The 25,765-nt window shown below is 72.3% G+C and carries 23 protein-coding genes; 11 read left to right on the top strand and 12 right to left on the bottom strand.

Annotated features, from left to right (window positions below):
* Positions 1–25: 25 nt before the first annotated feature.
* Together lpdA and OG242_RS07540 are read right to left on the bottom strand one after the other, a co-directional pair.
* On the bottom strand, positions 26–1,414 hold the full coding sequence (gene lpdA, locus OG242_RS07545; protein WP_405897403.1) for a dihydrolipoyl dehydrogenase: 1,389 nt from the start codon (positions 1,412–1,414) through the stop codon (positions 26–28).
* Positions 1,415–1,735: 321 nt separating this feature from the next.
* Complete coding sequence (locus tag OG242_RS07540) at positions 1,736–3,289, bottom strand: leucyl aminopeptidase (RefSeq protein ID WP_405897402.1); 1,554 nt, start codon at positions 3,287–3,289, stop codon at positions 1,736–1,738.
* Between the two features lie 197 nt (positions 3,290–3,486).
* Between OG242_RS07540 and OG242_RS07535 the strand changes: the two genes are divergently transcribed.
* The gene (locus OG242_RS07535) at positions 3,487–4,344 is read left to right on the top strand and encodes an endo alpha-1,4 polygalactosaminidase (RefSeq protein WP_405897401.1); all 858 of its coding nucleotides are present in this window, start codon (positions 3,487–3,489) and stop codon (positions 4,342–4,344) included.
* Positions 4,345–4,357: 13 nt separating this feature from the next.
* Here OG242_RS07535 and OG242_RS07530 read toward each other — a convergent pair whose 3' ends face one another.
* A complete protein-coding gene (locus OG242_RS07530) occupies positions 4,358–5,137 on the bottom strand; it encodes an adenosylcobinamide-GDP ribazoletransferase (RefSeq protein ID WP_405897400.1) in 780 nt (259 codons plus the stop codon).
* A gap of 87 nt (positions 5,138–5,224) precedes the next feature.
* Between OG242_RS07530 and OG242_RS07525 the strand changes: the two genes are divergently transcribed.
* A complete protein-coding gene (locus OG242_RS07525; protein ID WP_405897399.1) occupies positions 5,225–5,986 on the top strand; it encodes a hypothetical protein in 762 nt (253 codons plus the stop codon).
* 34 nt (positions 5,987–6,020) lie between these two features.
* Here the strand turns inward: OG242_RS07525 and OG242_RS07520 are convergent, their stop codons facing one another.
* Complete coding sequence (locus tag OG242_RS07520) at positions 6,021–7,109, bottom strand: nicotinate-nucleotide--dimethylbenzimidazole phosphoribosyltransferase (protein WP_405897398.1); 1,089 nt, start codon at positions 7,107–7,109, stop codon at positions 6,021–6,023.
* Between the two features lie 114 nt (positions 7,110–7,223).
* Positions 7,224–8,426, bottom strand: a complete 1,203-nt coding sequence (locus tag OG242_RS07515) for a bifunctional adenosylcobinamide kinase/adenosylcobinamide-phosphate guanylyltransferase (RefSeq protein WP_405897397.1) — start codon at positions 8,424–8,426, stop codon at positions 7,224–7,226.
* Positions 8,427–8,532: 106 nt separating this feature from the next.
* Here OG242_RS07515 and OG242_RS07510 point away from each other — a divergent pair, with 106 nt between their 5' ends.
* Complete coding sequence (locus OG242_RS07510) at positions 8,533–8,745, top strand: hypothetical protein (RefSeq protein WP_405758743.1); 213 nt, start codon at positions 8,533–8,535, stop codon at positions 8,743–8,745.
* An 80-nt stretch (positions 8,746–8,825) separates the two neighbouring features.
* Here the strand turns inward: OG242_RS07510 and OG242_RS07505 are convergent, their stop codons facing one another.
* The 3 genes from OG242_RS07505 to OG242_RS07495 all read right to left on the bottom strand — a co-directional run bounded on the left by OG242_RS07505 (position 8,826) and on the right by OG242_RS07495 (position 11,547).
* Positions 8,826–9,917 (bottom strand): S1C family serine protease, encoded by a 1,092-nt coding sequence (locus tag OG242_RS07505; RefSeq protein ID WP_405897396.1) that lies wholly within the window; start codon positions 9,915–9,917, stop codon positions 8,826–8,828.
* A 188-nt stretch (positions 9,918–10,105) separates the two neighbouring features.
* On the bottom strand, positions 10,106–10,828 hold the full coding sequence (locus tag OG242_RS07500) for a class I SAM-dependent methyltransferase (protein ID WP_405897395.1): 723 nt from the start codon (positions 10,826–10,828) through the stop codon (positions 10,106–10,108).
* A 119-nt stretch (positions 10,829–10,947) separates the two neighbouring features.
* Positions 10,948–11,547, bottom strand: a complete 600-nt coding sequence (locus OG242_RS07495; RefSeq protein ID WP_361344865.1) for a DUF3043 domain-containing protein — start codon at positions 11,545–11,547, stop codon at positions 10,948–10,950.
* Between the two features lie 274 nt (positions 11,548–11,821).
* Here OG242_RS07495 and OG242_RS07490 point away from each other — a divergent pair, with 274 nt between their 5' ends.
* The 5 genes from OG242_RS07490 to OG242_RS07470 all read left to right on the top strand — a co-directional run bounded on the left by OG242_RS07490 (position 11,822) and on the right by OG242_RS07470 (position 18,296).
* Positions 11,822–12,598, top strand: a complete 777-nt coding sequence (locus tag OG242_RS07490) for a PspA/IM30 family protein (RefSeq protein WP_405897394.1) — start codon at positions 11,822–11,824, stop codon at positions 12,596–12,598.
* A 9-nt stretch (positions 12,599–12,607) separates the two neighbouring features.
* Positions 12,608–12,886 (top strand): hypothetical protein, encoded by a 279-nt coding sequence (locus OG242_RS07485; protein WP_405897393.1) that lies wholly within the window; start codon positions 12,608–12,610, stop codon positions 12,884–12,886.
* A gap of 126 nt (positions 12,887–13,012) precedes the next feature.
* Entirely contained in the window at positions 13,013–14,284 is a 1,272-nt protein-coding gene (locus tag OG242_RS07480; RefSeq protein ID WP_405897392.1) for a sensor histidine kinase, read from the top strand.
* On the top strand, positions 14,281–14,976 hold the full coding sequence (locus OG242_RS07475; RefSeq protein WP_405897391.1) for a response regulator: 696 nt from the start codon (positions 14,281–14,283) through the stop codon (positions 14,974–14,976). Before OG242_RS07480 ends, OG242_RS07475 begins: the two co-directional genes overlap by 4 nt.
* 164 nt (positions 14,977–15,140) lie before the next feature.
* Complete coding sequence (locus OG242_RS07470) at positions 15,141–18,296, top strand: efflux RND transporter permease subunit (protein WP_405897390.1); 3,156 nt, start codon at positions 15,141–15,143, stop codon at positions 18,294–18,296.
* 78 nt (positions 18,297–18,374) lie between these two features.
* Here the strand turns inward: OG242_RS07470 and OG242_RS07465 are convergent, their stop codons facing one another.
* Positions 18,375–20,573, bottom strand: coding sequence for a tetratricopeptide repeat protein (locus OG242_RS07465; protein WP_405897389.1), 2,199 nt, complete (start codon positions 20,571–20,573; stop codon positions 18,375–18,377).
* A gap of 143 nt (positions 20,574–20,716) precedes the next feature.
* On the opposite strand from OG242_RS07465, the gene OG242_RS07460 reads away from it, so the two are divergent.
* A complete protein-coding gene (locus OG242_RS07460) occupies positions 20,717–20,941 on the top strand; it encodes a hypothetical protein (protein ID WP_405897388.1) in 225 nt (74 codons plus the stop codon).
* A gap of 82 nt (positions 20,942–21,023) precedes the next feature.
* Here OG242_RS07460 and nadA read toward each other — a convergent pair whose 3' ends face one another.
* Positions 21,024–22,220, bottom strand: coding sequence for a quinolinate synthase NadA (gene nadA, locus OG242_RS07455; RefSeq protein WP_405897387.1), 1,197 nt, complete (start codon positions 22,218–22,220; stop codon positions 21,024–21,026).
* A 234-nt stretch (positions 22,221–22,454) separates the two neighbouring features.
* Here nadA and OG242_RS07450 point away from each other — a divergent pair, with 234 nt between their 5' ends.
* On the top strand, positions 22,455–22,811 hold the full coding sequence (locus OG242_RS07450) for an iron-sulfur cluster assembly accessory protein (RefSeq protein ID WP_030970782.1): 357 nt from the start codon (positions 22,455–22,457) through the stop codon (positions 22,809–22,811).
* Positions 22,812–22,894: 83 nt separating this feature from the next.
* Here the strand turns inward: OG242_RS07450 and OG242_RS07445 are convergent, their stop codons facing one another.
* Positions 22,895–24,322 carry a hypothetical protein gene (locus OG242_RS07445; protein ID WP_405897386.1) on the bottom strand — a complete coding sequence of 476 codons (1,428 nt, stop codon included), beginning with the start codon at positions 24,320–24,322 and terminating at the stop codon, positions 22,895–22,897.
* A 113-nt stretch (positions 24,323–24,435) separates the two neighbouring features.
* A complete protein-coding gene (locus OG242_RS07440; protein ID WP_405897385.1) occupies positions 24,436–24,633 on the bottom strand; it encodes a hypothetical protein in 198 nt (65 codons plus the stop codon).
* Positions 24,634–24,789: 156 nt separating this feature from the next.
* On the opposite strand from OG242_RS07440, the gene OG242_RS07435 reads away from it, so the two are divergent.
* Positions 24,790–25,764 carry a carbohydrate kinase family protein gene (locus OG242_RS07435; RefSeq protein WP_405897384.1) on the top strand — a complete coding sequence of 325 codons (975 nt, stop codon included), beginning with the start codon at positions 24,790–24,792 and terminating at the stop codon, positions 25,762–25,764.
* Position 25,765 lies beyond the last annotated feature (1 nt).

The raw sequence follows: 25,765 nt of genomic DNA, 5'->3' as shown, positions 1-25,765 counted from the left end.
TCGGTCGTCGCGCCCGGTCGACTGATCAGTCGTGGGAGTGAAGCGGCTTGCCGGCGAGGGCCAGGTGGGCCTCGCCCATCGCCTCGTTCTGCGTCGGGTGGGCGTGGATGAGCTGGGCGACCTCGGCCGGCAGCGCTTCCCAGTTGTAGATCAGCTGGGCTTCGCCGACCTGCTCGCCCATACGGTCACCGACCATGTGGACACCGACCACGGCACCGTCCTTGACCTGGACGAGCTTGATCTCGCCCGCGGTCTTGAGGATCTTGCTCTTGCCGTTGCCCGCGAGGTTGTACTTCAGCGCGACGACCTTGTCCGCGCCGTAGAGCTCCTTGGCCTTGGCCTCGGTGATGCCGACGGAGGCGACCTCGGGGTGGCAGTACGTCACCTTCGGGACACCGTCGTAGTCGATCGGGACGGTCTTCATGCCGGCCAGCCGCTCCGCCACGAGGATGCCCTCGGCGAAGCCGACGTGCGCCAGCTGGAGGGTCGGGACCAGGTCGCCCACGGCCGAGATCGTCTCGACGTTCGTGCGCATGTACTCGTCGACGAGGACGTAGCCGCGGTCCATCGCGACACCCGCCTCCTCGTAACCGAGGCCCTGCGAGACCGGGCCGCGGCCGATCGCGACGAGGAGCAGCTCCGCCTCGAAGGTCTTGCCGTCGGCGAGGGTCACCCGGACGCCGTCCTGGGTGTACTCGACACCCTGGAAGAACGTACCGAGGTTGAACTTGATGCCGCGCTTGCGGAACGCGCGCTCAAGAAGCTTCGAGCTGTTCTCGTCCTCGACCGGGACCAGGTGCTTCAGGCCCTCGACGATGGTGACGTCGGTGCCGAAGGACTTCCACGCCGAGGCGAACTCGACGCCGATGACGCCGCCGCCCAGCACGATCGCGGACTTCGGTACGCGGTCCAGCTTCAGCGCGTGGTCCGAGGAGATGACGCGGTTGCCGTCGATCTCCAGGCCCGGCAGCGACTTCGGCACGGAGCCGGTCGCCAGGAGCACGTGGCGGCCCTGGATGCGCTGGCCGTTCACATCCACCGAGGTGGGGGAGGAGAGCCGGCCCTCGCCCTCGATGTAGTGCACCTTGCGGGAGGCGATGAGACCCTGCAGACCCTTGTACAGGCCGGAGATCACGTCGTCCTTGTACTTGTGGACGGCCGCCATGTCGATGCCCTCGAAGGTGGCCTTGACACCGAACTGCTCGGATTCGCGCGCCTGGTCCGCGATCTCACCGGCGTGCAGCAGGGCCTTCGTGGGGATACAGCCGTTGTGCAGGCAGGTGCCGCCGACCTTGCCCTTCTCGATCAGGGCGACGTCCAGGCCCAGCTGCGCTCCGCGCAGGGCCGCGGCGTACCCGCCGCTGCCACCGCCGAGGATCACTAGGTCGAAAACGGTGCTGGCGTCGTTCGCCACGTCACGTCCTCCATGCATGTGCGCCGTACGCCGGGCCCCGTCCTCGGGGTGCTACCGGCCGGTCGGCTGGTGTGCGGCCGCTTTGTCTTCGGCCCTGTGGTGGGGGCCCTGTCCTGCCGAGAACCCATCTTCGCACTTGTTGACGGTGGGCGGGACGCGGGGCCCGTGTCCGGGACGGATGATCGACCGTCCCGGTGGATTACCGCTGCGTAGGGAACAGGGGATTTCGTCGAGAGCGAAACCGCCCCGGTCCCCGCGCCGTGGGGGGGGGAACACATACGGCCCCGGACGTATGCCCGGGGCCGTATCGCAGCCGCTGCCTCAGCCGAGGTCGCCGGCGGCGGTGCGCTCCGCCAGCTTCACCAGCGTGCGGACCGCGGAACCGGTGCCGCCCTTCGGCGTGTAGCCGTACGGCGCGCCCTCGTGGAAGGCCGGGCCCGCGATGTCCAGGTGGGCCCAGGCGATGCCCTCGCCCACGAACTCCTGCAGGAACAGACCGGCCACCAGGCCGCCGCCCATCCGCTCGCCCATGTTGGCGATGTCGGCGGTCGGGGAGTCCATGCCCTTGCGCAGGTCGGCCGGGAGCGGCATCGGCCAGGACGCCTCACCGACCTCCTCCGCGATCTCGTGGATCGAGGTACGGAAGGCGTCGTCGTTGGACATGATGCCGAAGGTGCGGTTGCCCAGGGCCAGCACCATCGCGCCGGTCAGGGTCGCCACGTCGACGATCGCGTCCGGGTTCTCCTCCGAGGCGCGGGTCAGCGCGTCGGCCATCACGAGCCGGCCCTCGGCGTCGGTGTTGAGGACCTCGACGGTCTTGCCGCTGTACATGCGCAGGACGTCACCGGGGCGGGTGGCGCTGCCCGACGGCATGTTCTCGGCGAGCGCCAGCCAGGCGGTGACGTTGACGCGCAGGCCCAGTCGGGCGGCCGAGACGACGGTCGCGAACACGGCGGCCGCGCCGGCCATGTCGCACTTCATCGTCTCGTTGTGACCGGCCGGCTTCAGCGAGATGCCGCCCGAGTCGTAGGTGATGCCCTTGCCCACGAGGGCCAGGGTCTTCTCCGCCTTCGGGTGCGTGTAGGCGAGCTTCACCAGGCGCGGGCCGCGCTCCGCGCCCTGGCCGACGCCCAGGATGCCGCCGAAGCCGCCCTTGACGAGCGCCTTCTCGTCGAGCACCTGCACCTTGATGCCGTGCTCCTTGCCGGCGGCGGTGGCCACGGCGGCGAAGGACTCGGGGTACAGGTCGTTCGGCGGGGTGTTGACCAGGTCGCGGGCGCGGTTGATCTCCTCGGCGAGGGCGATCGCGCGCTCGGCGGCGGCCTTGAACGCCTTGTCGCGCGGCTTGGCGCCGAGCACGGCGACCTCGGCCAGCGCCTGCTTGGCACCGGCGGGCTTCGCGTCCTTGGGGGCCAGCTTGTTCTCGCCGGCCTGGTAGGCGGTGAAGGCGTACGCGCCGAGCAGGGCGCCCTCCGCGATGGCCTCGGCGTCCTCGACGGAGCCGATGGGCAGCGCGAAGCCGGCCTTCTTGGCGCCGGCCAGCGAGCGGGCGGCCGCACCGGCGGCCCGGCGCAGTGCCTCCGCGTCGTACGCGCCGTCCTTCTCGGGGGCCTTGCCGAGGCCGGCCGCGATGACGACCGGGGCCTTCAGGCCCTCGGGGGCGGGGACCTTCGTCAGCTCGCCCTCGGCACCCGAGGCGCCCAGGGTCGCCAGGACGGCGGCGAGCTTCCCGCCGAACGCCTTGTCCACGGCCTCGGCGCCCGGTGCGAGGACGAGGTCCCCGGACTTGGATCCAGCGCCCTTGGCGACGCCCACGACGATGGCGTCGGCGCGCAGCGTCGCCGCACCGGCAGTGCTGAGAGTGAGAGCAGTCACGGTGGTGAAATCTCGCTTCCGTTGAGTTCTTTTCCGGTCGAGTGGGTGGGCCGACCGTGCCCGGCGCATCGTAGACGCGGCCGCAATGTGCCGGGAATGAGCCTACGCGCGCCTTTGCTGCCCGCTCACGGCGGCGGGCCGTATCCGTCGTACGGTGGTGCTCCCGGGAAGATCGTCCCGGCGGACATGGGAGAACGATGCGCGACCGCACGGCCGCACGGATGGGCGGGGCGCGCGGCGCTCTCGCCGTCACCGCACTGGCGCTGATCACGATGCTGGCGGGCTGCTCCCCGGAGGAGGGGAAGGCTCCTTCGGGGAAGGAAGCCGCCTCCGCGAGGCCCTCGCCGGCGCGCTGGCAGCCGGAGCCGGGCACGGACTGGCAGTGGCAGCTGTCGGGGAAGCTCGACACGTCGGTGGACGCCCCGGTGTACGACATCGACGGCTTCGACCGTACGGCGGCCCAGGTCGCCGCGCTCCACCGCGAGGGACGCAAGGTCATCTGCTACCTGTCCACCGGCGCCTGGGAGGACTTCCGTCCGGACGCGGCCCGTTTCCCCGCCGCCGTCCTCGGGAAGGGCAACGGCTGGAAGGGCGAGCGCTGGCTCGACATCCGGCGCACCGACGTCCTGGAGCCGCTGATGGAGACCCGGATCGCGATGTGCGCGAAGAAGGGTTTCGACGCGGTCGAGCCGGACAACATGGACGGCTACCGCAACAAGAGCGGCTTCCCGCTGACCGCCGCCGACCAGCTGCGCTACAACCGCCTGATCGCCCGCGTCGTCCACCGCCACGGCATGGCCGTCGGCCTCAAGAACGACCTGCCGCAGATCCCGGAGCTGGTCGGCGACTTCGACTTCGCGGTCAACGAGCAGTGCGCCCAGTACGAGGAGTGCGAGGAGCTGACCCCGTTCGTGAAGGCGGGCAAGGCTGTCTTCCACGCGGAGTACGAGCTGCCGGCGGCGAAGTTCTGCGCACAGTCCCGGAAGCTGCGGCTCAGCTCGCTGCGCAAGGAGTACGAACTGGACGCGTGGCGCGAGACGTGCGCCAAGGGCTGACCGGCCGGCCGCCTCAGCCCAGCGCCAGGCACACCAGCGTCGCCGTCGCGGCCGTCTCCGCCAGCGCCCCGAACACGTCCCCGGTCACCCCGCCGAACCGCCGCACGCAGTGCCGCAGCAGCAGCTCGGCCGCCACCAGTGCCGCCACGGCCGCCAGGCCGTGGCGCAGCGCCCCGTACCCGCCGGACAACGCCCCCGCGCCCGCGCAGGCGGCCACCACCGCGAGCCCGGCCGTCAGGGCGCCGGCCACCGGGACCGTGCCGGCGACGGCCGCGCCCAGGCCCTCCGGCCGGGCCGCCGGGACGCCGTGCCGGGAGGCCAGGGTCAGCGCGAGCCGGGCGACGACGGCGGAGGCGACGGCCGCCACCGCGCCGTGCGCCCAGCCCCGCGCGTACAGCTGCTGGAGGACCGCCACCTGGGCCAGCAGGACGAGGAGCAGGGTGATCACGCCGAAGGGGCCGATGTCCGACTGCTTCATGATGCGCAGCGCGTCGTCGGCCGGCTTGCCGCTGCCCAGGCCGTCGGCGGTGTCCGCGAGACCGTCCAGGTGAAGCCCCCGGGTGAGGGCGGCGGGCACCGCGGCGGAGGCGACGGCGGCGAGCAGCGGACCAGCCCCGCCCCAGAGCAGCAGGCTCCCCAGGGCGGCGGCGAGCACGCCGACGACGAGCCCGGCCACCGGTGCGCACAGCATCCCGGCGCGGGCGGCCCCCCGGTCCCAGCGGGTGACGCGGACGGGGAGCACGGTCAGGGTGCCGAAGGCGAAACGCAGGCCGTGGCTGTTCAGGGAGGTCACGGCGCGCAGGCTAATCGGTGGCGACGGCCGCTAGATTGTCCGAATGCCGCATAACGGGGCACAGGCGGACGAGTGGGAGTGCGTGGCATGGGTCACTGGTTCGATCAGAACTTCGTCGAGCCGGGCAAGCTGCCCCTGCTCCTGGCCCTGACCGCCTTCGTGCTGACCTTCGCGATCACCCGGGTCATCACCCGGATGATCCGGGCGGGGAAGGGGCCGTTCCGCAACATCACGCCGGGCGGCGTCCACATCCACCACGTGGTGCCCGGCGTGGTGCTGAGCGTCGTCGGCGGCTTCGGCGCGGTGGCCAGCGGGCGGCACGGCGTCACGGCGTCGGTCTGCGCGGTCGTCTTCGGCATGGGCGCGGGCCTGGTGCTGGACGAGTTCGCCCTGATCCTGCACCTGGACGACGTGTACTGGACCGAGGAGGGGCGCCGGAGCGTGGAGGTCGTCGTGCTCACGGCGGCCCTGGTGCTGCTGGTGCTCGGCGGGTTCTCCCCGCTGGGCGTGAACGACCTGAGCGACGATCAGCAGCAGGGCCGGCTCGGGGCCGTGCTCACCGTCGTCCTCAACTTCTGCTTCGTGCTGATCACCCTGTTCAAGGGCAAGGCGCGGATGGCGGTGGTCGGCACACTGGTCCCGTTCGTGGCGCTGGTCGGGGCGGTACGGCTGGCCCGGCCGACCTCGCTGTGGGCCAAGCGGTTCTACCGCAACCGGCACCGGGCCCGCTCCCGGTCGGTGCTGCGGGCCTACCACCACGACGTCCGCTGGGTCGGCCCGCGCCGGAAGTTCCAGGACCTGATCGGCGGGGCACCGGACCGGGTCCCGCTCCCGCCCACCAAGCCCTGACGGCCGCGCCGCCGCCCGCCAGGTGGTGCCGGCGTCAGTCCGTCGCGTCGTCCTTCTCGTCGTCCGCGCTGCCCTCTTCCGCCTCGGGCTCGCGCTCGGGCAGCTCCGCCACGAGCGCGGCGGCGGCCTGGACGAAGGGAAGGGCGAGCAGCGCCCCGCACCCCTCGCCGACGACGACGCCGTGGTCGAGCACGGGGTTGAGAGCCATCCGGTCGAGCGCCTTGGCCTGCGCCGGCTCACCGCTCAGCTGGCCCGCCAGCCACCAGTCCGGCGCCCGGAACGCGGCCCGCTGGCCGACCAGCGCCGCCGCCGCGCCCACCACACCGTCCAGGACCACGGGCAGCCGGCGCACCGAGCACTGCAGCAGGAAGCCGGTCATCGCCGCCAGGTCCGCGCCGCCCACCGCCGCCAGCAGCTCCAGCTGGTCGCCCAGCACCGGCCGGGCCCGGCGCAGCGCGTCGCGCACCGCCGCGCACTTGCGCATCCAGGCCAGGTCGTCGATCCCCGCACCGCCGCGCCCGGTCACCACCGAGGCGTCCGTGCCGCAGAGCGCCGCGATCAGCGTGGCCGCCGCCGTCGTACCGCCCACGCTCAGGTCGCCGAGCACCACCAGGTCGGTGCCCGAGTCGGCCTCCTCGTCGGCCACCGCGATCCCGAGCCGCACCGCGGCCTCGGCCTCCTCGGCCGTCAGCGCGTCCTCGATGTCGATCCGCCCGCTGCCGCGCCGCACCCGGGTCCGTACGACGGCCTCCGGCAGCAGCTCCGGGTCGCAGTCCAGTCCGGCGTCGACGATCCGCACCGGCACGGAGAACCTGCGGGCCAGGACCGCCAGCGGCGTCGCCCCCTCCAGCGTGGCCCGCACCAGCTCGTGCGCGGTGCCGGCCGCGCGGCCGGACACGTCGAGCCCGGCCACCCCGTGGTCACCCGCGAACAGCACCACGCGCGGCTGCTCGATCGTCCGCACCGGCGACGCCTGCTGCGCGGTCGACAGCCACTCGCCCAGCTCGTCCAGGCGCCCGAGAGCACCCGGGGGCACGCGCAACCGCTCCCGGCGTTCCTCGGCGTCGCGCCGGACACCCCCGTCGGGGCGTTCGATCAGGTCGGAGAAGTCGTCCAGATTCACGGGGGTCTGCCTCGCGGGTCGATACGTGGAGTGGCCGGAGAGCCCGCCGGCGGGCTCACTGCGGAACAGTACCCGCCGCGTTTTCGCGCACCGTCCGGAGCCGTGGCGCACCCCTCAGCCCCGCAACGGCAGCACCTGCCCCGCCACCACCAGCAGCACCTGCTCGCACTGCTCCGCCACCGCCGCGTTCAGCCGGCCCAGCTCGTCGCGGAAGCGGCGGCCGGCCGCGGTCGCCGGCACCACCCCGGAGCCGGTCTCGTTGGTCACCAGGACCACCGTGCGCCGCGTCCCGCGCACCGCCGCGACCAGCTCCGCGGTCCTCGCGCGCAGCGCCCGCTCGCCGCCGGCCGCCCACGCCGCGTCGTCCCAGGCGTCCACCCGGTCCATCAGATCCGTCAGCCACAGGGACAGGCAGTCGATGAGCAGCGGCGGCCCGTCCGACGACAGCAGCTCCGCCAGCTCGCACGTCTCCTCGGTGCGCCAGGCGGCCGGCCGGCGCTCCCGGTGCAGCCCGACCCGGGCCGCCCACTCCGCGTCCCCGTCCCGGGCGCCGCCGGTCGCCACGTACACGACCTCCGGATACGTCTCCAGCCGGCGTTCCGCCTCGACGGACTTGCCCGAGCGCGCGCCGCCCGTGACCAGGGTGCGCCGGGGGGCCTCCGCCGGGGTGCGGAAGCCGCCGACCGCCAGCGTCGTGCCGTCCGGCACGGCCCGCGCCCCGGCGGCGGCCAGCCGGCGGTCGAGGTCGGGGCCGGGCGGCGCGTCGTGGTCCAGGTGGACCGCGATCAGCTCGGTGGCGGGCCCGATCGCCTCGACGGCCCGCAGCCGCGCCACCGCGTCGGGCCGCCCGACGACGTCCCCGGCGACCAGGTCGTAGGGCTGCGCCACCGGGTCCGTCAGCCCGGCCGGCGCGCCGCCCGGCGGCAGGTAGAGCAGCCGGGCGCCCTCCGGCGAGGTCACCTCGTACCCCGTACCGGGCGCGTCCATCGGCACGGCCCGCACCCGGTGCCCGCTGATCAGCGTCAGCACCCGCCCGTCCGGCACCCGGCCCGCCGCGGGCAGCCCGGCGGGCAGCTCGACGGCGGGCCCGTCGTGCGGGTGGGTCAGCAGCACCTGGCGTACGCCGGTGAGCGAGCGGCCCGCGCGGGCGGCGGCGAACACCGCCCCGGGCGTCAGGTCCAGCAGCAGCGCGTCGTCGATCAGGAGGGCGGTCGCGGCCCGGCTGCCGGCGCCGCGGGCGAGGGCGCACGCGGCGCAGGGGCAGTCGGGCCGCGGCAGCCCGTCGGGGGCTCCGGTGCCGAGCAGAGTCAGTTCCACGCCCCGATCCTCCCGCGTCGCCGCGCGCGGTGCGCGACGTGGGCTCTCGAAGATCCGCCCCACAGGCTCTAGGCTGCCGACGGGAACGACTTACCGGGAGGCGCACATGGCGTGGACGTGGCGGTTCGAGAAGTCCGACGGTACGGAGACGGAGCCGGCGCTCCAGCCGGAGGAGTTCACGACCCAGGGCGACGCGGAGTCCTGGATCGGTGAGTACTGGAAGGAACTCCTGGACGGTGGGGCGGACCAGGTCACGCTCTTCGACGACGGCGCGAAGATCTACGGCCCGATGAGCCTTCAGGCGGACGCGGCGGGCTGACGGCGTACGGCTGCCGCCGGGCGGGCCCTCACGGACCCACCCGGCGGCAGCCGTCCTCGTACGCTCAGATCTCGGTGCGTTCAGATCTCGCCGAGGGTGACCTCGGCCGTCTTCTCCGAGGATCCGCGCGTGTACGTCACCTTGACCTTCTGGCCCGGCTTCCGGCCGGCCAGGGCCTCGGAGAGCGAGGTGATCGTGGTGACCTTCGCGCCGCCGACCTTCGTGATGATGTCGCCGGCCCGCAGCCCCGCCCCGTCGGCAGCGCCGCCCTTCTGCACGCTGACGATCGCGACGCCCGCCGGCCGGTAGTCGTCGTTGACGACCGTGCGGCCGGTGATGTCGAGCGCCGCCCGGCCCGAGTCGGTCACCTTTCCGTTCTTGATGATCTGGTCCGCGACCGTCCGCACCATCGAGGCCGGGATGGCGAAGCCGATCCCGGGGGCCGCGCTGTCACCCATCTGGGGATCGGACGCGGCGAGCGTCGGGATGCCGATGACCTGGCTGTCCAGGTTCACCAGGGCGCCGCCGCTGTTGCCCGGGTTGATCGCCGCCGAGGTCTGCACCATGTTCGCGATGGTCGCGCCCGTGCCGCCGGCCGCGCGGCTCTCGCTCACGGTCCGGCCGAGCGCCGAGACGATGCCCTGCGTGACGCTGCTGGACAGGCCCAGCGGCGAGCCCATCGCGAGGACGATCTGCCCCACGGCGACCTTCTCGGAGTCGCCGAACTTCGCGGGCCGCAGCCCGTCGGGCACGTCGTCGAGCTTGATGACGGCCAGGTCCTGCTCGGGGTAGGCCGCGACCAGCGATGCCTTCAGCACCTTCTCGCCGGTGGCCACCGTGACCTTGAAGGACTTCTCGTCGCCGACGACGTGGGCGTTGGTGACGATGTGGCCCTTGGCGTCGTAGACGACACCGGAGCCCAGGCTCTCGGAGGCGTCGATCTGCACGACCGACGGCAGCACGTTGTTGATGGCGGACTGGTAATCGCTCTCCAGATCACCGGTGGCCTTCGCGGCCGGACCGGGCTGCGCCGAGCCGGACGCCGTCGCGTCCGGCCCCGCGGCGGGGGCGTTCGAACCGGAGCAACCGCTCACCAGCGCGACCGCGCAGACCCCCGCGGACAGGGGCAGCAGCAGCCGGCGCGCACGGCGACGGGAGTGAATGGCATCCATGTCCGGATTATTGCTTTTGCCCCGAAGGGTGGCCCGTTGAGCGCATCCAGAGGAGAAAACCCGCACATGACAGAGCCGGGCAGCTGAAAATCAAGCCCGCCCGGCGATTGAGGGCAATCCTTCAGCCCGTCCGGCGTCTGAGGACGAAGCGCTCGCCCGGACGCCCCGGGCCGAACGCCACCCCGGACTCACCCCCGTACGCCACACAGATGCAGCAGCGCCGCGACACCGCGATACGGGTCCGTCCGACCCGCCCGGTCCTCCGCCGCGAGCACCCGCTCCAGCTCCGCGGCCGACGGCAGCTCCACGTCGTTGCTCACGTTGTCCGTGAAGATCCGCACCCCGTACCAGGCGTGCAGCGGTGCCGCGATCGAGGCGAGCGTCGCCGTCAGCGCGTCGAGCCGGTCCGCGCGCACGGACAGGCCCAGCCGGTTGGCGTACCGGTCCGTGTCGAAGGCCGCCAGGGCCCCCGCGAAGTCCCCGGCCATCCCGGGCCGCATCGCCAGCGCGTCCGCGTTCCGTACGAGCAGCGACAGCAGCCCGCCCGGCGCCAGCATCCTGGCCAGGCCCGCCACCATGGCGTCCGGCTCCTGGACGTACATCAGCACGCCGTGGCAGAGCACCACGTCGAAGCTGCCGGGCAGGAAGTGGACCCCGGTGTCCTGGCCGTTGCCCTCGATGAGCCGGACCCGCTCCCGGATACCGGCCGGCTCGCTGCCCAGCGCCTCACGGGCGATGCGCAGCATCTCCGCGTCGGACTCCAGGCCCGTCACGCTGTGCCCGGCCCGGGCCAGGCGCAGCGCCTGGGTGCCCTGGCCCATGCCGACGTCCAGGATGCGCAGCCGCTGCCCGACCGGGAAGCGCGCCGCTATCTGCTCGTCCAGCTGCCGGGCGACCAGCTCCTGGCGCACGGTGTTGCGCAGACCCGAGAGCCCCTTGGTCCAGGCCGTCGAGGCTCCGGCGAAACCGGAGACCGCACCGGCCGGCCGGCCGACGAAAATACCGTCGACCGGGCCGGAAGACTCCGTACTCAGGGCCGCTCTCCGCGCTTGACCTGCGGCTTCGGCAGGCGAAGCCGGCGCATCTGAAGCGTACGCATCAGGCCGTAGGCGACCGCGCCGCGCTTCGGGGTGTCCGGGAACCGCGTGTTCAGCTGCTTGCGCAGGCGGAACGCGAGCCCGACCGAGTCGAGCACGATCAGCACGATCACGATCAGCCACAGCAGCAGCGAGATGTTCTGGATGCCCTGCACCTGGATCACGCTGAGGATCAGGATGACCACGGCGAGCGGCAGGAAGTACTCCGCGATGCAGAAGCGCGAGTCCACGAAGTCGCGGACGAAGCGGCGCACCGGCCCCTTGTCGCGCGCCGGCAGATAACGCTCGTCGCCACTGGCGAGCGCCTCCCGCTGCTTGGCCATGTCCACGCGCCGCGCTTCGCGCTGGCGCTTCATGGCCTCCTTGCGGTCGAGCGGCGCACCACTGGAGGCACGACGGCGCTGCGTCTGGGCCTCGCTGCGCTTGGGGGTGGGGCGACCCTTGGGGGCCTGCGGGTCGCGGGGCGTCTTGGAGAGGTCCGCCGTCACCTTGTCGGTGGGGGCCTTCTCTTCCTTGGAACGGCTACGGAACACAAGGCCCAAGGGTACGGGGTCGATCGCCGATCCCCGCAGGCCGGCCGGGAACGATCCGGCAACGGCCCGCGTCCTTGCCGGTGTACGAGCGGACGATACGGGCATCACCTACTCCCTGGGCCGGACCGGGCCGGGCACACAGTCGTCCTTGGGGAGGAGCCCATCCACGCTCGAACAGTGCGGTAATAGAGGCAGGGCCCGTACTGTGGGTTCTGTTGGAGTGCTGGAGCCCAGTTGAGTCAGAAGGGGGCGCGCGAAGCCCATGAGCGGTGTCATGAAGCGTATGGGGATGATCTTCCGCGCGAAGGCAAACAAGGCCCTTGACCGGGCCGAGGATCCGCGCGAGACCCTCGATTACTCGTACCAGAAGCAGCTGGAGCTGCTTCAGAAGGTACGCCGCGGTGTCGCCGATGTGGCGACCTCGCGCAAACGGCTGGAGCTGCAGCTGAACCAGCTGCAGGGCCAGTCCTCGAAGCTGGAGGACCAGGGCCGCAAGGCGCTCGCGCTCGGCCGCGAGGACCTGGCGCGCGAGGCGCTGTCGCGCCGCGCCGCCCTCCAGCAGCAGGTCACCGACCTGGAGACGCAGCACACCACGCTGCAGGGCGAGGAGGAGAAGCTCACCCTCGCGGCCCAGCGGCTGCAGGCCAAGGTGGACGCCTTCCGTACGAAGAAGGAGACCATCAAGGCCACCTACACGGCGGCCCAGGCGCAGACCCGGATCGGGGAGGCGTTCTCCGGCATCTCCGAGGAGATGGGCGACGTCGGCCTGGCGATCCAGCGGGCCGAGGACAAGACGCAGCAGCTCCAGGCCCGCGCGGGCGCGATCGACGAGCTGCTCGCCTCCGGCGCCCTCGACGACCCGACCGGCACGGCGAAGGACGACATCGCCGCCGAGCTGGACCGGATCTCCGGTGGTTCGGACGTGGAGCTGGAGCTCCAGCGCATGAAGGCCGAACTGGCCGGCGGGTCCTCCTCGCAGCAGGCGATCGAGGGCGGCCGGCAGGACGCCCAGCCGCAGAGCGACCAGTCGCACAAATTCGACAAGAACTGAGGCGGCGTCATGATCGTACGGATCATGGGGGAGGGCCAGGCACTCCTGGCCGACAGTCATCTCGTCGAGCTCGACAAGCTCGATGACGCCCTGCTGGCCGAGATGGAGAGCGGTGACGGACCGGGCTTCCGCACCACGCTCCACGCACTCCTGGCCCGCGTGCGCGAACTCGGCACGCCCCTGCCGGACGACTCCCTGGAACCGTCCGAACTGATCCTGCCGTCACCGGACGCCACCCTCGAAGAGGTACGCGCCATGCTCAGCGACGACGGTCTGATCCCCGGCTGACGCCGACCGCTCTCCAGCACCCGCACCCTGTGCCCCGCGCCCGCCGGACGCGGGGCACAGGTGCCTCCCGGCCCGCCGCTCCCGGCCGGACCGCCCCGCGAGCGGCACGCCGTAACGTAGCCGGACGTGACCACCCTCGGAACCGGGGTCCTGCGCATCCGCCACTGGCTGCGCGGCCATCCCCTCGCGCTGGACGGCGCGCTCGCCCTGGCCGTGCTCGTGGCCATGATCTTCGCGTCGTTCGTCGACCCGGGCGGGCACGACGGCCCGACCTTCGGCACCCGTACCCCCGCCGCGAGCAGCCTGCTGCTGATGCTGCTGAGCGCGCTGGTCCTGATCCGGCGGCGCCGCGAACCCATGGCGGTGCTCGCCGCCACCGGGGCGCTGACCGTCGTCGAGCTGGTCACCGCCGACCCGCCGGCCCCCGTCGTGATGAGCGCCGTCATCGCGCTGTACACCGTCGCCGCCCGTACCGACCGGCCCACCACCTGGCGGGTCGGGCTGCTCACGATGGCCGCGCTCACCGCCGCGGCCATGCTCTTCGGCTCGCCGCCCTGGTACAGCCAGGAGAACCTGGGCATCTTCGCCTGGACGGGGATGGCCGGCGCCGCGGGTGACGCGGTCCGCTCCCGGCGCGCGTTCGTCGACGCCATCAGGGAGCGCGCGGAACGCGCCGAACGGACCCGCGAGGAAGAGGCCCGCCGCCGGGTCGCCGAGGAACGGCTGCGCATCGCCCGCGACCTGCACGACGTCGTCGCCCACCACATCGCCCTGGTCAACGTGCAGGCCGGGGTCGCCGCCCACGTCATGGACAAGCGCCCCGACCAGGCCAAACAGGCCCTCGCCCACGTCCGCGAGGCGAGCCGCTCCGCCCTCAACGAGCTACGGGCCACCGTCGGCCTGCTCCGCCAGTCCGGCGACCCGGAGGCCCCCACCGAACCGGCCCCCGGCCTCGCGGTCCTCGGCCAGCTCGTGGAGAGCGTGCGCCAGGCGGGGCTGCCCGTCGAGGTGGCCTGCGCGGCCGAGGGCGAGCCGCCACTGCCCTCGGCCGTCGACCTGGCCGCGTACCGGGTGATCCAGGAGGCCCTGACCAACGTCCGCAAGCACGCCGGCCCGGGCGCCAAGGCCGAGGTCAGCGTCGTGCGGGTCGGAGCCACGGCCGAGGTGATGATCCTGGACAACGGCCGCGGGAACGGTGCCGGGACCGGGCCGGCCGCTCCCGGCGGCGGCCACGGCCTGCTCGGGATGCGCGAACGCGTCACCGCGCTCGGCGGCACCCTCACCGCCGGTCCCCGCTACGGGGGCGGGTTCCGCGTCCATGCGATCCTGCCCGTCGAGGCCCGCGCGCAGGAGCCCGGTCGGCCGGGCGCGGCGGGCCGGACGGGGGAGAACGCATGACACCGGCCATCAAGGTCCTGCTCGTCGACGACCAGGCGCTGCTGCGCAGCGCGTTCCGGGTGCTGGTCGACTCGGAGCCCGACATGCGGGTGGTGGGCGAGGCGGCGGACGGGGCGCAGGCCGTCGAGGCGGTCCGCGCCGAGCGGCCCGACGTGGTGCTGATGGACATCCGGATGCCCGGCACCGACGGACTCACCGCCACCCGCATGATCAGCGCCGACCCGGATCTCGCGGACGTCCGCGTGGTCATGCTCACCACCTTCGAGGTGGACGAGTACGTGGTCCAGTCGCTGCGCGCCGGGGCCTCGGGCTTCCTCGGCAAGGGCGCCGAACCGGACGAACTCCTCAACGCGATCCGGATCGCCGCGGGGGGCGAGGCGCTGCTCTCGCCGGCCGCCACCAAGGGCCTGATCGCCACGTTCCTCGCGCAGGGCGGGAGCGGGGCCGGCGACGGGCCGGGCGCGGCCGCGTACAACGAGCGGCTGGCGGCCCTCACCACCAGGGAGCGCGAGGTGCTGGTCCTGGTCGCGGGCGGGCTGTCCAACGACGAGATCGCGGAGCGCCTGGCCGTCAGCCCACTCACCGTCAAGACCCATGTGAACAGGGCGATGGCCAAGCTGGGCGCCCGGGACCGCGCACAACTCGTGGTAATAGCGTACGAATCGGGCCTGGTGCGCCCGAGGGTGGAGTGAGGGTGCAGCCGGGGCGTACTCCAGCTGCGGTATGCGGAGCGTGAGAAAGAGACCCTGGGGCCGAGGACTTTCGTCCCGGGGATCGGCGATCGTATAGGTGGGCCGGGTCTGTCCCCGAGTCACCCGCCCACCTGCCGAGTAAGCCACAGAAGAGAGACCCACCCATGTCCTGGCTGTCCAGATTCAGCCTCGCGCAAAGGGCCCTGATCGGGCTGATCTCGATCGTCGCGCTCGTTTTCGGAGCGATCGCGATCCCGCAGCTCAAGCAGCAGCTGCTGCCCACCATCGAACTCCCGATGGTGTCGGTGCTCGCGCCCTACCAGGGTGCGTCCCCCGATGTGGTCGAGAAGCAGGTCGTCGAACCGCTCGAGGATTCCATCAAGGCCGTCGACGGCGTCACCGGCGTCACCTCGACCGCCAGCGAGGGCAACGCCGTCATCATGGCGTCCTTCGACTTCGGTGACGAGGGCACCAAGCAGCTCGTCGCCGACATCCAGCAGGCCGTGAACCGGGCCCGCGTCCAGCTGCCCGAGGACGTCGACCCGCAGGTCATCGCCGGCTCGACGGACGACATCCCGACCGTCGTCCTCGCCGTCACCTCGGACAAGGACCAGCAGGCGCTCGCCGACCAGCTGGACCGCACCGTCGTCCCCGCCCTGGAGGACATCGACGGCGTCGGCCAGGTCTCCGTCGACGGCGTCCGGGACCTCCAGGTCTCCGTCACCCCCGACGACAAGAAGCTCGCCGCCGCCGGACTGGACGCCACGGCGCTCTCCCAGGCACTCCAGTCGGGCGGCGCGACCGTCCCCGCCGGTGCCTTCTCGGAGTCCGGCAAGAGCCGCACCATCCAGGTCGGCGGAGCCTTCACCTCGCTGAAGCAGATCGAGGACCTGCGGGTCACCGGCCAGAACCCGGCCGGCGGCAAGCCCGGCAAGCCGGTCCGGCTCGGTGACATCGCCACCGTGAAGCAGGAGGCCGCCACCGCGGACTCCATCACCCGCACCAACGGCCGGCCGAGCCTCGCCGTCATGGCGACGATGGACAAGGACGGCAGCGCCGTCGCCATCTCGGACGCCGTCGAGGACAAGCTCCCCGACCTGCGCAAGGACCTCGGCTCCGGCGCCGAGCTGACCGTCGTCTCCGACCAGGGCCCGGCCGTCTCCAAGGCGATCTCCGGCCTGACGACCGAGGGCGCGCTCGGCCTGCTCTTCGCGGTCATCGTGATCCTGGTCTTCCTGGCCTCGCTGCGCTCGACCCTGGTCACCGCGGTCTCCATCCCGCTCTCCGTCGTCCTCGCGCTGATCGTGCTCTGGACCCGCGACCTGTCGCTCAACATGCTGACCCTGGGCGCGCTCACCATCGCGATCGGCCGGGTCGTCGACGACTCGATCGTCGTCCTGGAGAACATCAAGCGGCACCTCGGATACGGCGAGGAGCGCCAGTCGGCGATCATCACCGCGGTCAGGGAGGTGGCCGGCGCGGTCACCTCGTCGACCCTCACCACCGTCGCCGTCTTCCTGCCGATCGGCCTCGTCGGCGGCATGGTCGGCGAGCTGTTCGGCTCCTTCTCGCTGACCGTCACCGCGGCCCTGCTGGCCTCGCTGCTGGTCTCGCTGACCGTCGTCCCCGTCCTGTCGTACTGGTTCCTGCGCGCCCCGAAGGGCACCGCCGAGGACCCGGACAAGGCACGGCGCGAGGCCGAGGAGAAGGAGGCCCGCAGCCGGCTCCAGCGGATCTACGTCCCGGTGCTGCGCTTCGCCACCCGGCGCCGCATCACCAGTGTCGTCATCGCCGTCGCCGTCCTGTTCGGCACCTTCGGCATGGCACCGCTGCTGAAGACCAACTTCTTCGACCAGGGCGAGCAGGAAGTCCTGTCCATCAAGCAGAAGCTCGACCCGGGCACCAGCCTGGCGGCCTCCGACGAGGCGGCCAGGAAGGTCGAGAAGCTCCTCGCCGACGAGGAGGGCGTCAAGGACTACCAGGTCACCGTCGGCTCGTCCGGCTTCATGGCCGCCTTCGGCGGCGGCACGGGCTCCAACCAGGCGTCCTACCAGGTCACCCTGAAGGACTCCGCCGAGTTCGAGGCCACGCAGGACCGCATCGAGAAGGGCCTCGCCGAGCTCGACGGCATCGGTGACACCACCATCAGCGCGGGCGACGGCTTCGGCAGCCAGGACCTGAGCGTCGTGGTGAAGTCGGCCGACGCGGACACCCTGAAGAAGGCGTCCGAGCAGGTCCGCGCCGAGGTCGCCAAGCTCAAGGACGTCACCGACGTCCAGAGCGACCTGGCGCAGAGCGTCCCGCGGATCTCGGTCAAGGCCAACGAGAAGGCCGCCGACGCCGGTTACAACCAGGCCACGCTCGGCGCGGCCGTCGCCGGAGCGGTGCGAGGCACCCCGTCCGGCAAGGCGATCATGGACGACGCCGAGCGCGACGTCGTCGTGAAGTCGGCCCACCCCGCCACCACCATGCAGGAGCTGAAGGACCTTCCGCTCGGCAAGGTCAAGCTCGGCACCATCGCCGACGTGAAGCTGGTCCCCGGACCGGTCTCGATGACCCGGATCGACGGCCAGCGCGCCGCGACCATCACCGCCCGGCCCACCGGTGACAACACCGGCGCGGTCAGCACCACGCTCCAGACGAAGATCAAGGCCCTGGACCTGCCGGAGGGCGCCACCGCCACCATCGGTGGTGTCTCCTCGGACCAGGACGACGCCTTCAAGAACCTGGGCCTGGCCATGCTGGCGGCCATCGCGATCGTCTTCATGCTGCTGGTCGCCACCTTCCGGTCGCTGATCCAGCCGCTGATCCTGCTGGTCTCCATCCCGTTCGCCGCCACCGGCGCGATCGGCCTGCTCGTCGTCACCGGCACCCCGATGGGCGTCCCGGCGATGATCGGCATGCTGATGCTGATCGGCATCGTCGTGACCAACGCGATCGTGCTGATCGACCTCATCAACCAGTACCGGGCCCAGGGCCTCGGCATCGTCGAAGCGGTCGTCGAGGGCGGACGCCACCGTCTGCGCCCGATTCTCATGACGGCCCTGGCGACGATCTTCGCCCTCCTCCCGATGGCGCTCGGCGTCACCGGCGAGGGCGGCTTCATCTCGCAGCCGCTGGCCGTCGTCGTCATCGGCGGTCTGATCACCTCGACGCTGCTGACGCTGCTCCTGGTGCCGACGCTGTACGCGATGGTGGAGCTCCGCAAGGAACGCCGCCGCAGGAAGAAGGACGCGAAGCGCGCCGCGAAGGCCGGCGCCCCGGCCCCGGCCGAGTCGCAGGACTCCTCCTCCGACGAACCGGAACCGGCGAAGGCCTGATCCGGTCCGACCGGCATGACAGGGGGCCTGCCCCGCACAAGCGTGCGAGGCAGGCCCCTTCGCATACGACGGGGACTGTCAGGCGGCTTCGCTGAGCGCCTTGACCATGCGGAGCCACAGTTCCCCGTGCGGGTGGGCGTGCCGGACGCTGAGGGCGGCGATCTCCCGCAGCAGCCGCAGCCGGACCTCCTCGGAGGCACGGGGGATCAGCACGGTCAGCTCCTCCGGTTCGATGCCCTCGACGGCCCCCGAGAGGACCATGCTCACCTGCGCGTGGGCGAACGAGGACAGCCGGTCCTCGAAGACCTGCCCCTCGATGGAGGCCGCGTGCATGAGGGAGTTGCCGTCCCCGGCCTCCAACGCCCTTTCCACGTACGCCTGGAGGGCGTCGCGGTCCTCCACCAGCCGGTAGGCGGCGTCCATCCCCTCCGCACGGGAGACATCGAGGAGGGCGACGTGCGAGAGCGGGGTGTCCTGGGACGGCCGGACCCGGAGGAGGCGCGGGTGGTCCCGAAGGTAGGCCCGCGACTCGGTCCAGGAATCGCAGGCCACCCAGGCGGCCAGCTGCTCCGAGAGGATCAGCGGATCGTAGGCGGCGGTCACGCCGTGGTCGAGCACGAGCTCGCGGAGCGCCGCGTGCCGTTGCGCGGTAGCCCGGTCCAGGAGCGCCAGCTCGTCGAGAGCCGTCGCCGCCTCCCGGCTGCCGAGCGCATCGGCGTGCCGGGACCAGAGGTCGCGTGACGCGGGCCAGTCCGGCGCGAACATCCAGGTGCCGACGAGCTCCAGCGTCTCGGCCGACAGGGAGAGCCAGGCGGGTGCGGGGCCCCGGGTCTCCGCCTCCCACGCGGCGCGCACTTCCTGCGGGTCGCCGTGAGCGCGCAGCGCCCGCCGTGCCCGTACGGTCACCAGGTCCGGGCCCTCGTCCGGCTCGGTGCCGGCGTCCCGCCCGAGGAACGACACGAGTTCGCGTACGCCCTCCGAGGGGCCGGGAGCGGGGCACTCCAGCAGCAACAGACTCCGCTCGACGGCGAGGCGCCGGGCGGTCGCGGGGTGGGCCTCGGCGGACTCGGCCGCGCACTCCTCGTACGCCTCGACCGCCGAGGCGTGGTCTCCGGTACGGGCGAGCGCGCGGGCCAGGCTCCCGAGCGCCTTCACCAGGTCGTCCGTGAAGGCGCGCGGGTTCTCCGCGGCCAGGGCGCGGTAGGCGGTGACCGCTTCCCGCGCCGTGGTCACGGCTCCTTCGGGGTCCTCGTTCATCCCCCGCAGCTTGCCGAGGTTCCGCAGGGCGAGCGCCAGGTCGGGGCGGTGGACGCCGCTGTGCTCGTCCACGAGCCGGCGCCACAGGACGACACCTTCGTCGGCCGCCGCCAGAGCTTCCTTCCGGCTGCCGGTGCCGGCGAGGTTCTGGGCGAGGGCGCCGAGCGCCCTCGCGAGCGGGGAGCGCAGGACGGGTGCGCCGGAGACGGGTTCACGCAGGAGCGCGACGGCCTCCGCCGCGGCCGGCAGCCCTTCCTCCGGTTCCCCGGCCACATGCAGATGGGCGGCGAGGCCGGCGAGCGCGATGGCCAGCTCCGGCCGGAAGACGGCGGGCTGCCGCACGGCGAGTTCCCGGCGGATGGCGACCGCCTCCCGGCCCGCCTCGAGCGCCCCGGAGAGATCACCCAGGGCCGCGCGAGCGTTGCCGGTGTTGTTGAGGGCCACCGCGTACTCCGGCAGGAACGCCTCCGGGTCCTCACCGGCGAGGCGCCCGTAGAGCGCGGCCGCCTCCTCGGCATGCGCCAGGGCCTCTGCCGGCTCACCGTCGGCGGCCAGGTGCATCGCGAGGTTGTTGAGCATCCCGGCCAGCCCGGGGAGGGAGGCCGCCGGCCGGTGCTTGACCAGGTCGCGCTGGAGCTGAAGCGCCTGGCGCGCGAGCAGCACCGCCGACGTGCGGTCCCCGGCGGCGGCGGTCTTGTTGGCCAGCGAGGTCACGGACTGGGCGAGATCCGGCTGGAAGACCTCCATGTGCTCCTGGGCGAGTCCGGCGAACACACGCGCGGCCTCCCGGGCGGGGGCGAGCGCGCCCTCGTGGTCCCCGGCGGCGGAGAGCCGGTCCGCCAGATCGTGGAGTGCCGTGGCCAGGTCCTGCCGGTGCGAGGCGGCCGGGTCGCGCGCGGCGAGCTCCCGGCAGATCTCCACGGCCTCCCGCGCGGGCGCCACGGCTCCCGCGAGATCACTCCGCGCCGTTCCCACGGGCTCGCGCTCCCCGCCGTCGACCGTACCCACCTCATACGCCATCCGGCGCCCCGCCTTTCCGTAACTCACGCCGCCGAAGAAAACAGCAGCGTAGGCACGGATGGGGCGCCCCGGGGCCGGTCCGGACAAACGTGGCTCTTTCCGGTACTCGGGTGGTAAGGAAACGGCCTGTCCCGCACCCGCGTGTGGGACAGGCCGTTCCGCTGAGCTACTTCAGCGACGAGACGAACTCGCCCCAGGCGGCGGCGTGGCTGAGGTTCACCGGCGTCCGGCTGGCGGAGTCGTTGCAGGACGCCTTGCGGGTCGCGGAGAGCCGGGGATACCGGCTGGCTCCCGCCCTCACGCCTGCGGAGGCCGAGGAAACCAGGGCGTGCGCGGCGGGCCCGGGAGCCGGCATCGGCGGGGCTTGAACCGCCGTCGGCAGAGGCTGCCCGTTCCGAGGCCGCCGCGCCGGTGTCCCGGGCGCGGCGGCCGTCCGGACGGGGGCGGCCGCTACGGCAGCGCCAGCATCCGCTCCAGCGCCAGCTTCGCGTACTTCTCCGTCTCGGGGTCGACCTCGATCCGGTTGACGAGCTTGCCCTCGGCCAGGGACTCCAGGGTCCACACCAGGTGCGGCAGGTCGATGCGGTTCATCGTGGAGCAGAAGCAGACCGTCTTGTCGAGGAAGACGATCTCCTTGCCCTCGGGGGCGAAACGGTTCGCCAGGCGGCGTACGAGGTTCAGCTCGGTGCCGATCGCCCACTTCGAGCCGGCCGGGGCCGCCTCCAGGGCCTTGATGATGTACTCCGTCGAGCCGACGTAGTCCGCGGCGGCCACGACCTCGTGCTTGCACTCGGGGTGGACCAGCACGTTGACGCCGGGGATGCGCTCGCGCACGTCGTTGACGGACTCCACCGAGAAGCGGCCGTGGACCGAGCAGTGCCCGCGCCACAGGATCATCTTCGCGTTGCGCAGCTCCTCGGCGGTCAGGCCGCCGTTCGGCTTGTGCGGGTTGTAGAGGACGCAGTCCTCCAGCGACATGCCCATGTCCCGGACGGCGGTGTTGCGGCCCAGGTGCTGGTCGGGCAGGAAGAGGACCTTGTCGCCCTGCTCGAAGGCCCACTCCAGGGCCCGCTTCGCGTTGGACGAGGTGCAGATCGTGCCGCCGTGCCGGCCGGTGAAGGCCTTGATGTCGGCGGAGGAGTTCATGTACGAGACGGGCACGACCTGGTCGGCGACACCCGCCTCGGTCAGCACGTCCCAGCACTCGGCGACCTGCTCCGCGGTGGCCATGTCGGCCATCGAGCAGCCCGCCGCCAGGTCCGGCAGCACGACCTTCTGGTCGTCGGTGGTCAGGATGTCCGCCGACTCGGCCATGAAGTGCACACCGCAGAAGACGATGTACTCCGCCTCCGGGCGGGCCGCGGCGTCCCGGGCGAGCTTGAAGGAGTCGCCGGTCACATCCGCGAACTGGATGACCTCGTCGCGCTGGTAGTGGTGCCCCAGGACGAAGACCTTCTCGCCCAGCTTCTCCTTGGCCGCACGGGCGCGTGCCACCAGGTCCGGGTCGGACGGGGAGGGCAGGTCGCCGGGGCACTCGACGCCGCGCTCGCTCCTGGGATCGGCGTCGCGGCCCAGCAGGAGCAGGGCGAGCGGCGTCGGCTGGACATCGAGATCCTGGACGGGGTGGGCCGTGGTCACGTCACGCACCCTTTCTTCTGCGGACTTCTCTGCGGAGAAAGCCTTTTCGTCTAATTGACGCTATCTATCATAGCCGCTTCACGTCACTTTGACGATGCCGAAAGCGTCAATGTGACGCATCCGCTCGCAGGACGGGTGTGCGAGCATGAAGAGAACAGGCAAGCGCTCGGCCCGGAATGAATCCGTGGTCCCGACGGTTGCAACGTCGGCAAGCAGTCTCCGTACAACCCGGGAGAGAAGCAGATGTCCGTATCGGACGAGACCACCACCGTGAGCGACGGCATCCTCCTGTCCGACGCCGCCGCAGCCAAGGTCAAGGGCCTGCTGGAGCAGGAGGGCCGTGACGACCTGGCGCTTCGCGTCGCCGTCCAGCCCGGCGGCTGCTCGGGCCTGCGTTACCAGCTCTTCTTCGACGAGCGTTCACTCGACGGCGACGTCGTCAAGGACTTCGACGGCGTCAAGGTCGTCACCGACCGCATGAGCGCCCCGTACCTGGGCGGCGCCTCGGTCGACTTCGTCGACACCATCGAGAAGCAGGGCTTCACCATCGACAACCCGAACGCCACGGGTTCCTGCGCCTGCGGCGACTCGTTCAGCTGAGCCGCCCCACAGCGTCACGGCGGCGGCCCCGGGATTCTCTCCCGGGGCCGTCGCCGTTTTCCGTGTGCGTGTACGAGGAGGGCTCAGCCGCGCGGCACCAGGGAGCCGGAGGCCGCGTCGACCACCTCGCGCCCGTCCAGCGGCCGCTCCAGCGTGACCGTACGGGTCAGCTCCTTCGCGACCATCACGCAGACCTTGCCCGCGTCCTTCTTCTCGGACACGGTCACCCGTACCGTCTGGCCGTCCTCACGCGCGCTCACCGAGTACGTACTGCACGCGCCGCCCCAGAACGTCACCGACAGGGCCCGCCCGCTCGCGCTGTACGACTGGACCGCGCGGGCCTTCGTCGTACCGTCGCCGTCCGGGGACGTGCCCGGCGACGGCTCCCGCGTCAGGTACTCCGGGTCCACGGCCACCTGCGTGACCGTGTCACCCACACCACCGGCCGGCTGCACCGAGAAGATCCAGGACGGTACGAGCAGCTGCCTGCCGCCCGCGGTGTGCACCGCCAGACCGAAGACCGCCTTCTTCACCGTCACCGTCGTCGCCGGCCGCGCCGAGCCACTGCCGGAACCGCAGTCGGCCCCGGACGGCTTCGTGCCGTTCTCCAGCGGGGCCGGCGATGCGCAGTCGCCGGTCTTCCCGCCCGCCGGGGGCTGCGCCGCGTTGAGCCGCTTCAGCGCATCGGCAGCGCCGATCACCGGATAGGCGTCGCCCTTCTCCAGCCCCTTCAGCATTCCGGCGCCGCCGGTCACCTGCCCGTCCGGGCCCACCTGGATGCCGGTCGCCCAGCCGTACGTGGGCAGCCCGTCCACCACCGGATCGGCGTTCACCACCCGGACCGAGCCCATGAGCTGCCGGGCGTCGAGCGCCGCGTCGTCCTGGCCCGCCGCCTTGAGCACCGGCGCGGCGGCGGCCTTCGCGGCCTTCTCGTCCACGGGCTGACCGGAGCCGCCCGGGGCCGACGAGCAGACGGCCCCCCTCTTGCAGTTGTCCGTGCCACCGGTGCCGTACCGGGTGAAGGTCCAGCTGCCGGGCGCCTGCTTGTTCACGCGCAGCACCGGGCCCGAGCCGTCCCCGTCGGAGCCCACCTTCCAGGAGGTGGCCTCGGACCGCGGGGTGCCCGTCAGCCCCAGCGCCTTCGCCAGCCGGGTCACCTCGGCGGCCGTGACGGACCCCTCGGCGCGCTGGACGGCGGCCTTGGCCGGGCCGCCCGGGAGCTTGCCGGAGGCGCGGTAGACCAGCCGGCCGCCGTGCGGATCGGGCTCGCCGGGCGCGATGCCCTCGCGTGAGGGGGCGGTCGGCGTTCCGGCGCCGTCCAGCGCGAGGGGTGGCGGAGTGCGGTCACCGTCGGCCGCCGCGCTCCGCGTATCGCCGCCGTCCGCCGCGGTCGCCGCCCAGTACGCTCCGCCGCCACCGGCCAGCAGTACGGCCGCCGCCACCGAGGCCGCGACCAGCGGGGAACGCCGCCGGGTGGTCGTCACGTCGTTGTCGGGTCGCTCGGTGCTCACCGGATCGCTCCTCGCCTGCATCGCCGTCGTACGCCTGGCCGGCACACGGCCCGCCGCATCGGGCGGACAGGGCTGTGACGGAGCAGCGGGGCGCCTGGTTCCCCCGAGGCGTCTCAGTCCCCGTACTCCGGCATGGAGTCGATCAGCCGTGCGGACGCGGGCGGCACGGTGACGCCGTTGATCCGGGCGGGCGTGACGCGGGTGGGGGTGACCCTCGCGGGTACCACCCAGTGCGGAGCCATCCGTGCGCAGTCTCCGCGCAGCTCGGCCAGGCCGGTCTCGGACTCGCGCGGGGCGATGTGGTTCGACATAACGGCACCGTAGGCACCACAGAGCTCGGGAAGAAAGCCCTACTATCGGGTAGTTTTTCCGCTTCGGAGCGTGCGGGAGCGGGTAGCGTGAACTGTCACGTCACCCCCGGGATGCGGACATCCGTTCCCCTCGACCTCCGCAGGAGACGTCTCCCCGTGCGTATCGCAGTCACCGGCTCCATCGCCACCGACCACCTCATGACCTTCCCCGGCCGCTTCGCCGACCAGCTGGTCGCCGACCAGCTGCACACGGTCTCGCTCTCCTTCCTGGTCGACAACCTGGACGTACGCAGGGGAGGGGTCGCCGCCAACATCTGCTTCGGCATGGGCCTGCTCGGCACCCGGCCGATCCTGGTCGGGGCGGCCGGCTCCGACTTCGACGAGTACCGCGCCTGGCTCGACCGGCACGGCGTCGACACCAGCGGGGTGCGGATCTCCGAGGTCCTGCACACCGCCCGCTTCGTCTGCACGACGGACTCCGACCACAACCAGATCGGCTCCTTCTACACCGGTGCCATGAGCGAGGCCCGGCTCATCGAGCTCAAGGCCGTCGCCGACCGGGTGGGCGGCCTCGACCTGGTCTCCATCGGCGCCGACGACCCGGAGGGCATGCTCCGCCACACCGAGGAGTGCCGTACGCGCGGCATTCCGTTCGCCGCGGACTTCTCGCAGCAGATCGCCCGCATGGACGGCGACGAGATCCGCATCCTCCTCGACGGCGCCACGTACCTCTTCTCCAACGAGTACGAGAAGGGGCTCATCGAGTCGAAGACCGGCTGGACCGACGAGGAGATCCTCGGCAAGGTCGGCCACCGGGTCACCACGCTCGGCGCCCAGGGCGTGCGCATCGAGCGGGCCGGCGAGGAGCCGATCGAGGTCGGCTGCCCCGAGGAGAACGTCAAGGCCGACCCGACCGGCGTCGGCGACGCCTTCCGGGCCGGTTTCCTCTCCGGTCTCGCCTGGGGCGTCGGCCTGGAGCGCGCCGCCCAGGTCGGCTGCATGCTCGCCACGCTCGTCATCGAGACCGTGGGCACCCAGGAGTACACCCTGCACCGCACCCACTTCATGGACCGCTTCACCAAGGCCTACGGCCACGAGGCCGCCGCCGAGGTCCACGCGCACCTCGCCTGAC

Origin of the sequence: Streptomyces sp. NBC_00727 (assembly GCF_045161745.1) — a bacterium.
GTDB lineage: Bacteria > Actinomycetota > Actinomycetes > Streptomycetales > Streptomycetaceae > Streptomyces.
This window is presented reverse-complemented; position numbering and strand designations above follow the sequence as displayed.

Coding starts and splice junctions, on each gene's coding strand:
- OG242_RS07535 (WP_405897401.1), top strand. CDS start 3,487: ATGCGCGACCGCACGGCCGCACGGATGGGCGGGGCGCGCGGCGCTCTC.
- OG242_RS07525 (WP_405897399.1), top strand. CDS start 5,225: ATGGGTCACTGGTTCGATCAGAACTTCGTCGAGCCGGGCAAGCTGCCC.
- OG242_RS07510 (WP_405758743.1), top strand. CDS start 8,533: ATGGCGTGGACGTGGCGGTTCGAGAAGTCCGACGGTACGGAGACGGAG.
- OG242_RS07505 (WP_405897396.1), bottom strand. CDS start 9,917: ATGGATGCCATTCACTCCCGTCGCCGTGCGCGCCGGCTGCTGCTGCCC.
- OG242_RS07490 (WP_405897394.1), top strand. CDS start 11,822: ATGAAGCGTATGGGGATGATCTTCCGCGCGAAGGCAAACAAGGCCCTT.
- OG242_RS07485 (WP_405897393.1), top strand. CDS start 12,608: ATGATCGTACGGATCATGGGGGAGGGCCAGGCACTCCTGGCCGACAGT.
- OG242_RS07475 (WP_405897391.1), top strand. CDS start 14,281: ATGACACCGGCCATCAAGGTCCTGCTCGTCGACGACCAGGCGCTGCTG.
- OG242_RS07470 (WP_405897390.1), top strand. CDS start 15,141: ATGTCCTGGCTGTCCAGATTCAGCCTCGCGCAAAGGGCCCTGATCGGG.
- OG242_RS07465 (WP_405897389.1), bottom strand. CDS start 20,573: ATGGCGTATGAGGTGGGTACGGTCGACGGCGGGGAGCGCGAGCCCGTG.
- OG242_RS07450 (WP_030970782.1), top strand. CDS start 22,455: ATGTCCGTATCGGACGAGACCACCACCGTGAGCGACGGCATCCTCCTG.
- OG242_RS07440 (WP_405897385.1), bottom strand. CDS start 24,633: ATGTCGAACCACATCGCCCCGCGCGAGTCCGAGACCGGCCTGGCCGAG.